We start from the raw sequence: 10,552 nt of genomic DNA, 5'->3' as shown, positions 1-10,552 counted from the left end.
CTGATGCTTTTGATGGCGACTTATTAGATGACCTGTTTGGGGTTGATGATGAAGTGCAGAAACAGCATATTGCCTGGGCAAAGGGCATTGATGTTGATGATGACAACCGTAATGGTGACAAAACCGATAGACGGCAAGATTTAATGGGCGATCCACTGCATTCTAAGCCGCTGGTCTTAGCGTACGGTTCTGATGATATTCGAATTGTTATAGGTACGAACGCCGGTTTCTTACATATGTTTAAAGACAGTGGTGACTCCGTATCTGAAAGCTGGGCTTTTATGCCGCAAGAGCTGATAGGGAATATCCCGGAGCTTAGATTAAACCAGAATGGTAACCCTAAAGTTTACGGTGTAGATGGCACACCGGTGTCATTCTTTAAAGATAAAAATGGCGATGGTGTTATTGGCAGTGACGATAATGTCTGGGTGTTCTTTGGTTTACGCCGCGGTGGTCATTCATACTATGCGCTCGATGTTACTAATCCTGACCAACCCAAATTAATGTGGAAGATTGACAATAACACCCCGGGGTTCAGTGAACTGGGACAAAGTTGGTCGACACCAAAAGTGGCCTATTTAGAGACACAAGGCGATGATCCTGTACTTATTTTTGGTGCTGGTTACAGCATCAATAAAGACGGTACAGGTAGCGTAACACCCGATAACGAAGGGCGTGGAGTCTTTATTGTCGATGCTAAAACCGGCGCTTTAGTGAAGTCATTTGGCTCAGAATATGGAATCGAACATAGCGTGCCAGCATCAGTCTCTACGTTAGATAGTGATTATGATGGTTACACTGACAGACTGTATTTCGCAGATACAGGCGGTTATATCTGGCGTGCCGACTTAGTAGGTAACGATAAGTCAAAATGGACTGTTGTTAAATTTGCAGATTTGGCTGAGACTGCAGCAGGTCAAGACAGACGTTTCTTTAATGAGCCAGTGGTAGCTCGCATGGAAATGCGTATGACAAAGGAAGTAACAACGACAATAGATGGTGAAAGTACTACTGTTACTACTAAAACTGATACGCCATTCGACGCCATTGTTATTGGCAGCGGTAGCCGGCCACACCCTTTATATGACGGTACGGAGGATGTGCTGTTTATGCTAAGGGATATGAATACGATAAGTACGTTGTTTAACGTAGATAATGCCCCGGAGATAATCACTATTGCGGACCTATATCAGCTGGAAGATACAAGCCCCAGAGACACCATTGAGCAAATGGAAGAGCTGACCAAAGATTTATCGGCAACTAAGGGCTGGTATTATCCACTGAGCTCGTCTGAGAAATCATTATCTCCAGCGGTAGTGCTGTCTGGTATTGCTTTCTTTACCAGTTATATTCCAAGTATGGAAGAGACTGAGGGTACCTGTAGCCTGAGTGGTGGCCTCGGACGCATTTATGCTTTTAGTTTGAATTACGGCATATTGATCCGAAGTGTTATCGAAATACCAAGGATTCCTGATACACCGGAAGTAGTCATTACTACAACTAGCGAAGAGCCATGCCAAGGCGATGACTGTAAGAAAGAGCCAGGAACAATCAAAGTATTGGGACCTGCGCCGACAGAAATAACCTGCCGGGAAAACTGTGATTTGATACCTGAATTACAGGAAAGCGGCACTAACAGGCCAGTCCGTCAATACATGGTGATAGATGAGAGCTTGTAAGGATTTTATAGTATGAAACAACGTGGTATTACTCTTATAGAGTTAATGATTGTAATTGCAATACTCGGAATACTGGTTTCAATTGCGTATCCGAGTTATACGCAGTACGTGCAACGCAGTAATCGTAGCGAAGGTATGAATGAGTTAGTCCGGATCGCTAATATGCAGGAGCAATTTTTTGCTGACAGCCGGCGCTATGCTGTTGATTTAACAGAGCTTGGGTTTCCTGACGCGGTTTTTACTACGGAAAATGGTCTCTATCAAATAAGAGTAAGTGCAGCTGCAGCACGCACTTTCACGTTGACAGCTGTAGGGCAAGGTGTTCAGGCAAATGATGTTTGCGCCACTATGGGTATCAATCAGGCAGGTGCTAAAACAGCATCTGCACAGGATTGCTGGAGGTAAGTATGAAGCAAATAATTTTATTATTGAGTCTGGCTATGATTTCGGTTTCGCCACTACATGCCCAACAGTCAGTCGATATAAAATCTAAGCTATATAATTATAAGTGCCATATGAAGCTTGCTGATGATCGTGAGGTTATACGCGATTATCGGCGACAACCTAAAAATCAGCATGGCAATTTGGAGAAGTTGCTCGTTAATCAACAAGTTGTTGTTGAGAGAAATCAACGACTGACGATACTGCAGGTATATGAGTGTGTTGATGTTCGCGAACTTTTTACAAGTGCAAAAGCAAGAAAATTAGATGAAGAAACATTGCGCTAAGTTTTTACGTAATTGGGACATTGTTATGAGAAAACCACTTCAATATTGAAGTGGTTTTTTATTTAACCGCCACATACCGCGCCGTTTTTGCTCACTCTCGAGCGACCAGACTGTAACAGCGTAAGCTGGGCTGCTTTATCTGGCTTTCCAGAAGGGCAGTACGAGAGGACACCATTGTCATTTGACGTTCCATTTGCGAGAAACGTTATGCCGGCAATGTTAAAGTTTACTTGGTCTGTTGCTGGTGATGCTTCAATAACACGTAGTTCTGCTTCATTTAAATCCCTTCTGCGGTTGTTATTAGGGTCATTGAAAACACTTATCCGGCGCTTCCAATCTGATGTACAAGCATCGTTTACCAAAGGGCAAATTGTTACAGGAGATTTAGTTGATGCCGCTTGCGAACGGGCGAACGCAAACATTCGGGATAGTTCTGTAAGTTTGGCTTCTGCCCTGGAGTTTTCAAGAAAACTGTTCATAGCTGGAATACCTATACCCGCCAGAATGGCCACAATAGCAACAACAACCATCAACTCTAATAACGTAAAACCTTTAGAACTATTCACGAGTACTCCCGCCCTTTGTTATTAGCTGAATGTTCAGTAAGTCTAACAGACTCATTCTGAGCAACACAGGAAAAATTATAGTTAAAAAACATCTGGTTATTAAATTACGCATTTTTCTTTCATTGCTCAAATTTGATTATTTGAAATAATGTTGTAACTTTAAGGTTAAAATTAACCTTGGGCATACGGATATGCGGTTACAACATGGATTCAGCTTAGTCGAAGTACTGGTTACTTTACTGATATTAAAAGTTGGCTTACTTGGTGTCTTAGCTGCGCAGACTTTTAGCTTACGCCAGTTGCAGGATGCCATTCAGCGTACTCAGGCCATTGCATTAAGCCATGGCCTGTTGAGTGAGATTCGGGCCAACCCTGATTTAACTGCATTGCTTGGTTCACATATAACCCGCCAATTTGAACTTCCTTTTGACCCCACATGTAATTTTGAACAAGCATGCACTGCCCAACAGGTTGCGGCTACGCAACTAAATCGTTGGGCACATAGCCTGCAGACATCGGCTGGCGCTAGTTTGTTTAACCCGGCGTTTTGTCTGCAACAACAAGGAGGCTCTGTACAGCTTGCGGTAAGTTGGCAGCAACGTAGCGCAACATCTACTGCCGTGTCGGGCTGTGACGCGACAAATGGTCGTAGTGCTTTTGTCATTCACGCTGGTGGAGAATAAACATGAAACGCCAGAATGGATTGACCTTAACCGAGCTAATGATAGCAATGTTGCTAGGGCTCTTGTTAATGAGTATGGCAGTAACAGCGTTTAGTGTAATGAGCCGCTCTGCCCGACAAGCACACCAACTGGCAGAGCTGCAGCAAAATGCGCAATTGGTAATGACTTTATTCCACAACGAACTGGCAAATGTTGGCTTTTGGGGCGGGCGTTCAGATCCCTTGGCTGCGCTTGCTTTTCCTATGCCGGTAGCGCCTGCCGGCGATTGTGTTGAGCAACTGCTGGACAGTGGCAGCTTTCCTCAGCCCGCGCAGGATTTTGTAACCTTGTACGCACAGACAACCGGCGTTGGGCGGCAATTGAACTGTATTTCCAACCCGATACCACAAACAGAGTTGTTGCAGGTAAAGCGGCTTGTTGGGTTGAAAACGGCTCTGGACGGTATGCGGCAGAACAGGTTTTATCTGGAAACAGACTGGCAGCACAGCAGGTTTGTTGATGGTAGCAGCGCCATGTTAAACGAGCGCTACGGGTATTTCCCGTACCAACACCTAGTGTTCTACTTGCAGCAACAACGGATCGATGGTGCAACTATACCGGTTCTAATGCGTAAAAGGTTGACAAGAAACCAAGCCGGAAATGCGGTAATCAGTACCGATTCAGTGCTGGATGGTGTTGAGCGCATGCACTTTGAATTTGGCATTGATAGCGATTTTGATGGCAAGCTGAATTTTAATCTTGCAACCAGACAGATGCCGGCGGAGTTATGGCCGCAGCGCTCTGCCAGAATTGTAAGCCTTAAGTATCATGTGCTGCTGCGTGCCCGTGAACCCGATCAGCACTATGTCAATCAGCAGCGCTATGATATGGGGATTGAGCAGTTTGTGGCGCCTGGCGACCATTACCGGCGACTACTTATCAGTAGCAGTGTTTATTTTAATAATGCAGCGTTGTAGGAGCACAATATGACGCAGACGAAGGGTATGGTGCTGATACTGGCACTGGTGTTTTTACTTGTCATGACATTACTGGTAACGGCCAGTTTGCTGATCAGCCAGCTCAGTCATAAAGCGGCTTTGGCGGGGCAGCAACAACTACAGGTCTCTCAGCAAGCATTACAGCAACACTTCACTCAGGCTACTGCGCTGGCTGATGATAACGCTGTGCCTACAGAGGTTATGGCGGACTGCCCGGCTCAGTATGCGGGTTGGTCTGCCGGCGCTTTGCGCTGTGAAGTGTTTTATCTCAGTACTGATACGTATTCTGACAATCGTCAATTTTACGCGGGTTACAGCAGTATTATGCTGAAACAGCATTTGGCCGTGCAGGATAATTAATATGACACTGTCCAGATTGATTGCGGTTATCACCCTGTTGTTGCCGGGTATCAGTATTGGCTGTGACTTAAACGAACCTGGGCCGGTCGCGGCTACGTTGCCCTCATTGGCTGACGCGCAAAGTACCCGGCAAGTGTTGCTGAGTAACAACGTCCAGCTACAGGTACCTGATGCAGATGGTGTGTTAAAAATGCACAGTGCCGAAAGCTTTGCATTACTTGGGCAGATATCAGAGTGGCCAACTTTTTCTGGTCAAATCAGCAGTATAAAAGCGCAGCCAGTGCTGTTAGACCTGGATTACGACGGGATTACGGATGCAATCTATGTCGTCGATGTAAGTGGATTACTATGGTTTGTCAGATTGAACCGCAGTGGTTTTTCTGAGCCAGTGCTGCTGGCTGATTTCAGCGAGACAGAGGCGGTGTTCCGCCAACCTTTGCAGCTGGTGCAAGTTTTGGCGCCTGATGGTTTGGGCGCCATGCGGCGGCAAACCATGCTGTTAGTTACCGGGTCTGCTGCGCAAGGCGATATTCTGCTGGCGGTTAAGCATACTGAACAACGGGACACACCCTGGCAGGTGACTGATTTAACTGACCGAACTGAGCTGGATGCTGATGAACCACGCTATGGCATAGCAGAGCAGCTATGGCAGCAAATTCAACAAGGTGGCGGTTGGTACGTAAAGCTTAATCAGCGGGTCATAGCTAAACCAGAGGTTTATGCTGGCGTAGTGTACCTTACCGGCGCTCAGCCTACTGCCGTTGGTGCAGACTGCTCTTTGACCGATGATGCTCAAAGCCAGTTGCACGCTTTTCATCTTCATCATGCCGGCCTGGTCTATAGCAGGCGTAACAGAGATATAACTCAACAGGGTCGTGGCAGTTTGATTTTAACTGAGAATGAGCAGGGAAGCCTGGTTCTTAGTCTGCAGCATGCCGCACAACAGCAAACGCTGCTAACTGAGCTGTTGGCCATTGATGCCAGCTGTGCTGATTGTGTAACAGCTGTTGATCATCAGCCCTTCCCACGTATTCTCAGACTGGCTACGTTTCAGACTGAGCAGGATGCACATTAAATGTCTTTTACGAAAAAATATGCTGGTTTTAGCCTGATCGAGTTACTGATTGTGATCGCCATAGTAGGCATCCTGGCTGCTATTTGCTATCCGTCTTATCAGCAACATGTGCTGCGAAGCTATCGCTCGCAAGCCATTACCCAGCTGTTGCAGCTTGCTAATGCACAGGAGCAGTATCTGGCTGATTATGGTAATTATGCTGCAGATCTGCAGTCACTTGGCTTAAATGAAGCCGTGGCGAGGTATCGGTTCGAACTGACATTGACTGATGGTAGTCAAGGGTATCTGTTGGTAGCGCAGGCGCAAGGTTCACAGCGTGCTGATTCAGAGTGTTTGCTGTTCGCGTTAAACCATGCCGGACAGCGAAATCCCGGTCAGACGCAAAGTCTGCACTGCTGGGAATAGTCATTCAGGACAGGGTGAGGTAATTTTATTTAATCTGTTTCGTCCAGCCTGATTTACCGTAAGGGTGTAATGCCAGCCTGCACCTTCTTTTCCACAATAGATGAAAGTACCGTTCTCAAAACCATTCAGGCTGCCATCGCGGCGAAATGTAATGGCATCGCGATTGAAAATGAGTTTGTGTGTAGTACTAACCGAAGGCAATTCTTTTAATAACTTGATGCTGTTGTCAGGATACTGCAATGTCAGCTGCACCGGCAGGTTGTGCCATTGTTCCGCGCAGTCATTGCCTGTCATTGGGCAAACCCTTACCGGTAAGTTGCTGCTTGTTGCGGCGACGCGGGCATAAGCCAAATGTTGACTGAACTGGCGGACATAAGCACTGGCACGTTGCTGGTCAATAAAAGCAGACATAGCGGGCACTGCGCTGCTGGCAAAAACAACCAGTATGGCCAGTGTTACCATTAATTCTGGTAGGCTGAAACCCCGTGATGATGTCGATTGCATACTATGCTTCCTGCAGAATGGCTCCGACAAAAAGCATAGTTTATTTTAATTAAATGTAAAAAATTTTAAACCTAATTAATCATAAATGGTGGGGATAGCTTGCCGTTTATGTTGGGTTTTCAGGTAAATACCGATCAATTTATCGCTAACATCGGTTTCTACCTGTTTACCCTCGAGAAAATCGTCTATTTGCTCGTAAGTCAAACCAAGCGCAGCTTCATCGGCTTTCTGTGGCGCCATGCACTCTAAGTCGGCTGTCGGGGTTTTTCCTACCAAGATTTCAGGGGCTCCAAGGGTTTTGCCAACTAAGCGAACCTGGCGTTTACTCAACCCAAACAATGGTGCCAAGTCGCAGGCACCGTCACCCCATTTTGTAAAAAAGCCGGTGATATTTTCTGCCGAGTGGTCCGTCCCCAATACCAACCCACCGGTTAATGCGGCAATATGGTACTGAATGACCATTCGGGTACGGGCTTTAACATTGCCTTTGGCAAAGTCAGCCTGGGCATCAGACGCAGTGGCCAACCCCTGCGCAGCCATCGCGCTCCAGGTTGCCTGATGAATCGCATCTGCGCCCGGTTGAACATTGACAGACAGGGCTTTAGACGGCCTTATAAAATCGACTGCCTGCTGCGCTTCGGCTTCATCTTTTTGCGTAGCATAAGGTAAGCGCACCGCAATAAACTGATATCCCTCAGAAGCTTGGTTTAATTCTTCCACGGCCAGTTGCGCCAAACGGCCGCAGGTTGTCGAGTCAATACCGCCGCTGATGCCGAGTACGAGCGTTTTCATACCCGAAGCGGTTAGCCGCTGTTTAATAAAGTCGATACGGCGGCGAATTTCGAACTGCGGGTCTATCTGCGGTAATACCCGCATTTCGGCAATAATCTGAGCTGCATTCATCCTGTTCTGGCCTCTGCTGAAAATATCTGTCTATCTTACCGTGCTATCCCCGTGTCAGATCAAGTCATTGTTGATGATTAACAGCTGAACACTGGTGAGCCTTGTATTATACTGCTGGTTACTGTGGCGCATAACAGACGGATATTACAATGAAAAAAATTGAAGCCATCATTAAACCTTTTAAGCTTGACGACGTGCGTGAAGCGCTTGCTGATATTAATATCACCGGTATGACGGTGACTGAAGTAAAAGGATTTGGCCGGCAAAAAGGTCACACTGAATTGTATCGTGGCGCCGAGTACATGGTGGACTTTCTACCGAAGGTGAAGCTGGAAATTGTAGTCACTGATGAACAGGCTGAGCGTTGTATTGAAGCCATTATCAAGACGGCACAGACCGGCCGTATCGGTGACGGTAAGATTTTTGTGTTTGACGTCGAAAGGGTGATCCGCATTCGTACTGGCGAAGAAGATGAAGATGCGATATAACAGGTTAATAGTTGATTAACCAAAAGTTTTAAGATGGTGATTATTCTACGCGCTTTGCTCATGGCAGTAAGCGTCGCATCGGTGCTTACTGCCTGCACAGTGAAGCCTTCGGCGCCTGCGCCTGTTGAGGTAACTGTACCTTATTCCGCTGCAATGGCTAAAGCGGTGGCAGAGGTGCCGTCTCTGGACGATATTTTTAGTCTGACGCCAGAGCAACAGGCCGAATTTCTACAGTACTTTAATTCGGCGCAATTGCAGGATATGCCACGCCATAAGCGGCTATACAGCTTTCTGGAACAGCACACTGCCGGATTCAACTATCTTGGGCAGAATTATACTGCGCGAGAGGCTTACGCCAACAAAAGCGGTAATTGTATTTCACTGGCCGTGCTGACGAAAGCACTGGCTGATATCGCAGGAATACCTATTGAGTTTCAGACCATTATTTCAGCGCCTGTTTATAGTATGAAAAATGACTATATGCTGTCGTCCGATCATGTCCGTACTTTTTTGTACGATCCAGATTTTGTTCCTGAAAAAGGCGTTATTTACTTTGGCAAGCCCAGAGTGGTCGTGGATTATTTGCCGTCTTCAGGTGATTTAACCGGGCCGCGTATTTCAGAGAAAACGTTCATTGCCATGTTTTATCGCAATTTGGCGGCTGACGCGGCTGTAGCGACGAAATATAGTCAATCACTGGCGCTGCTAAAAGAAGCGCTCGAATATGATTCACACTACAGCAGCGTTATTAATCTGGTTGCAGTTGTGCACCGACGTTTACAGCGACCAGAGTTGGCTGAGCAGTTTTACCAATATGGACTTGACGTAGCGGCAAATAAAGCAACTTTGATTGGTAATTACGCTATGTTGAAGTTCGGTGCTGGCGAAGCGGAACAGGCGGAAGCGATGCTGCAATCACTGCTTGAACTGGAAGAGTACGACCCTTATCTCTGGTTTTTACTTGGGCAAACAGCTACCAGCAAGCAGCGTTACGAGGACGCAGTGTCCTATTTCTCCAAAGCTGCAGAGCAGGCACCGTATGTCCATCAGCTGCAATTAGAGCTGGCTGCTGCGCTTTATCGTAACCAACAGTTTGACAAGGCTGGTGAAGTACTTGCTGCCGCTGCAGCGCTGGCGCCGACAGAGAGTACTCGCCAGCGTTATGATGCTAAGTTGCAGGCGCTGAAGTTATATCAAAGCAGGCATTAAGGTGGCACGACAGTTCTGCTGTGTACTGTTATTGGTTGTACATAGTGTCTCTGCTCAATTGTTGGAAGATATCCGGCAACTGAGCAGTGCTGATATGCAGGGCCGGGAAACGGGCTCTGCCGGTGCGGAACTGGCCCGGCGTTTTATCGGTGAGCGCTATCAGTCTTTAGGGCTTGCTTCGTTTGACGGAGGTTACCAGCAAACTTTTTTATATGCAGGCTGGCAGGAGAAAACCGGCGTGAATATGCTGGCTTACCGGCAAGGGTGCCTTTATCCACAGCAATATATTGTTGTCAGCGCGCATTATGATCATCTTGGGCAAACAGGGCGCAGCATATTCTATGGCGCTGATGATAATGCGTCCGGGGTTGCAGCGCTGCTTGAACTTGCTGCCAGATTGTCAGAAGTGTGCCCGGCTTATTCCTATATTTTCCTGGCAACAGATGCTGAAGAAAATGGTCTTTACGGCAGCAAAGCTTTTGTTGCCAACCCGCCGGTGGCGCTGAGCCATATCGTATTAAACCTGAACCTTGATATGATTGGCCGTGCAGGTAAGCGCGGCAGGCTTTATCTGACAGGTGCAAGGCGCTATCCGGCATTAATGTCGCAGCTGCATGCTGAGTTCAGTAAATTGCAGTTTTTACCGCACAGGGGGCCGCCACGGAATGTCCGTAGCAATATGCGCTATAACTGGCTAGAAGCCAGCGACCATGGCCCTTTTCACCGTGCCGGCATTCCATACTTATTTTTCGGTGGGCATGAGCATGCTGATTACCATACTCCTGAAGATACCTGGCAGAGAATAGAGCCAGACTTTCTGGCGATGGCAATGCAGGCTATCTGGCATACTGTGCAATGGCTGGAGCAGCAAGCTCCTGCTGTACTCAACGGTCAACGGCAATAGTTACCAGTCAAAGCTAAGCTGATTACTGTTGCCCGGGCGCTGTTGCATAACAGGCCTTTTGCGACTGGCGT

Annotated in this window: 14 protein-coding genes; 11 read left to right on the top strand and 3 right to left on the bottom strand. The window is 47.1% G+C overall.

Going from position 1 to position 10,552, the window contains the following annotated elements:
- From VIN66_RS02270 to VIN66_RS02260, 3 genes are all read left to right on the top strand, one after another.
- The coding region (locus VIN66_RS02270) for a pilus assembly protein (protein ID WP_331922484.1) at positions 1-1,679 on the top strand (1,679 nt) is incomplete at its 5' end.
- 12 nt (positions 1,680-1,691) lie between these two features.
- The gene (locus VIN66_RS02265; protein ID WP_331922483.1) at positions 1,692-2,084 is read left to right on the top strand and encodes a type IV pilin protein; all 393 of its coding nucleotides are present in this window, start codon (positions 1,692-1,694) and stop codon (positions 2,082-2,084) included.
- A 2-nt stretch (positions 2,085-2,086) separates the two neighbouring features.
- A complete protein-coding gene (locus VIN66_RS02260) occupies positions 2,087-2,407 on the top strand; it encodes a TapY2 family type IVa secretion system protein (RefSeq protein WP_331922482.1) in 321 nt (106 codons plus the stop codon).
- 62 nt (positions 2,408-2,469) lie between these two features.
- On the opposite strand, the gene VIN66_RS02255 is transcribed toward VIN66_RS02260, so the two are convergent.
- A complete protein-coding gene (locus tag VIN66_RS02255; RefSeq protein WP_331922481.1) occupies positions 2,470-2,973 on the bottom strand; it encodes a GspH/FimT family pseudopilin in 504 nt (167 codons plus the stop codon).
- A 191-nt stretch (positions 2,974-3,164) separates the two neighbouring features.
- Here VIN66_RS02255 and pilV point away from each other — a divergent pair, with 191 nt between their 5' ends.
- From pilV to VIN66_RS02230, 5 genes are read left to right on the top strand one after another with little or no spacing between them, the layout of a single operon-like run.
- Positions 3,165-3,656 (top strand): type IV pilus modification protein PilV, encoded by a 492-nt coding sequence (gene pilV, locus VIN66_RS02250; protein ID WP_331922480.1) that lies wholly within the window; start codon positions 3,165-3,167, stop codon positions 3,654-3,656.
- A 2-nt stretch (positions 3,657-3,658) separates the two neighbouring features.
- The gene (locus VIN66_RS02245; RefSeq protein ID WP_331922479.1) at positions 3,659-4,612 is read left to right on the top strand and encodes a PilW family protein; all 954 of its coding nucleotides are present in this window, start codon (positions 3,659-3,661) and stop codon (positions 4,610-4,612) included.
- 9 nt (positions 4,613-4,621) lie between these two features.
- A complete protein-coding gene (locus tag VIN66_RS02240) occupies positions 4,622-4,993 on the top strand; it encodes a hypothetical protein (protein WP_331922478.1) in 372 nt (123 codons plus the stop codon).
- Between the two features lies 1 nt (position 4,994).
- A complete protein-coding gene (locus tag VIN66_RS02235) occupies positions 4,995-6,068 on the top strand; it encodes a hypothetical protein (protein WP_331922477.1) in 1,074 nt (357 codons plus the stop codon).
- Positions 6,069-6,473, top strand: a complete 405-nt coding sequence (locus VIN66_RS02230; protein ID WP_331922476.1) for a type IV pilin protein — start codon at positions 6,069-6,071, stop codon at positions 6,471-6,473.
- On the opposite strand, the gene VIN66_RS02225 is transcribed toward VIN66_RS02230, so the two are convergent.
- Both VIN66_RS02225 and nadE read right to left on the bottom strand, forming a co-directional pair.
- On the bottom strand, positions 6,474-6,977 hold the full coding sequence (locus VIN66_RS02225; protein WP_331922475.1) for a GspH/FimT family pseudopilin: 504 nt from the start codon (positions 6,975-6,977) through the stop codon (positions 6,474-6,476).
- A 75-nt stretch (positions 6,978-7,052) separates the two neighbouring features.
- The gene (gene nadE, locus VIN66_RS02220) at positions 7,053-7,880 is read right to left on the bottom strand and encodes an ammonia-dependent NAD(+) synthetase (protein WP_331922474.1); all 828 of its coding nucleotides are present in this window, start codon (positions 7,878-7,880) and stop codon (positions 7,053-7,055) included.
- Between the two features lie 149 nt (positions 7,881-8,029).
- Between nadE and glnB the strand changes: the two genes are divergently transcribed.
- Genes glnB through VIN66_RS02205 form a run of 3 tightly spaced genes read left to right on the top strand, consistent with a single transcriptional unit; the run spans position 8,030 to position 10,481 of the window.
- Entirely contained in the window at positions 8,030-8,368 is a 339-nt protein-coding gene (gene glnB / locus VIN66_RS02215) for a nitrogen regulatory protein P-II (protein WP_331922473.1), read from the top strand.
- Between the two features lie 33 nt (positions 8,369-8,401).
- On the top strand, positions 8,402-9,577 hold the full coding sequence (locus VIN66_RS02210; protein WP_331922472.1) for a tetratricopeptide repeat protein: 1,176 nt from the start codon (positions 8,402-8,404) through the stop codon (positions 9,575-9,577).
- Between the two features lies 1 nt (position 9,578).
- Positions 9,579-10,481, top strand: coding sequence for a M28 family peptidase (locus VIN66_RS02205; RefSeq protein WP_331922471.1), 903 nt, complete (start codon positions 9,579-9,581; stop codon positions 10,479-10,481).
- Positions 10,482-10,552 lie beyond the last annotated feature (71 nt).

It is taken from the genome of Rheinheimera sp., assembly GCF_036568245.1.
Classification (GTDB): Bacteria; Pseudomonadota; Gammaproteobacteria; order Enterobacterales; family Alteromonadaceae; genus Alishewanella.
This window is presented reverse-complemented; position numbering and strand designations above follow the sequence as displayed.

Bases quoted from the DNA above. Each gene is read 5' to 3' on its own strand.
- VIN66_RS02260 (WP_331922482.1), top strand. From the start codon at position 2,087: ATGAAGCAAATAATTTTATTATTGAGTCTGGCTATGATTTCGGTTTCG.
- VIN66_RS02265 (WP_331922483.1), top strand. From the start codon at position 1,692: ATGAAACAACGTGGTATTACTCTTATAGAGTTAATGATTGTAATTGCA.
- VIN66_RS02210 (WP_331922472.1), top strand. From the start codon at position 8,402: ATGGTGATTATTCTACGCGCTTTGCTCATGGCAGTAAGCGTCGCATCG.
- pilV (WP_331922480.1), top strand. From the start codon at position 3,165: ATGCGGTTACAACATGGATTCAGCTTAGTCGAAGTACTGGTTACTTTA.
- glnB (WP_331922473.1), top strand. From the start codon at position 8,030: ATGAAAAAAATTGAAGCCATCATTAAACCTTTTAAGCTTGACGACGTG.
- VIN66_RS02240 (WP_331922478.1), top strand. From the start codon at position 4,622: ATGACGCAGACGAAGGGTATGGTGCTGATACTGGCACTGGTGTTTTTA.
- nadE (WP_331922474.1), bottom strand. From the start codon at position 7,880: ATGAATGCAGCTCAGATTATTGCCGAAATGCGGGTATTACCGCAGATA.
- VIN66_RS02230 (WP_331922476.1), top strand. From the start codon at position 6,069: ATGTCTTTTACGAAAAAATATGCTGGTTTTAGCCTGATCGAGTTACTG.
- VIN66_RS02225 (WP_331922475.1), bottom strand. From the start codon at position 6,977: ATGCAATCGACATCATCACGGGGTTTCAGCCTACCAGAATTAATGGTA.
- VIN66_RS02245 (WP_331922479.1), top strand. From the start codon at position 3,659: ATGAAACGCCAGAATGGATTGACCTTAACCGAGCTAATGATAGCAATG.
- VIN66_RS02235 (WP_331922477.1), top strand. From the start codon at position 4,995: ATGACACTGTCCAGATTGATTGCGGTTATCACCCTGTTGTTGCCGGGT.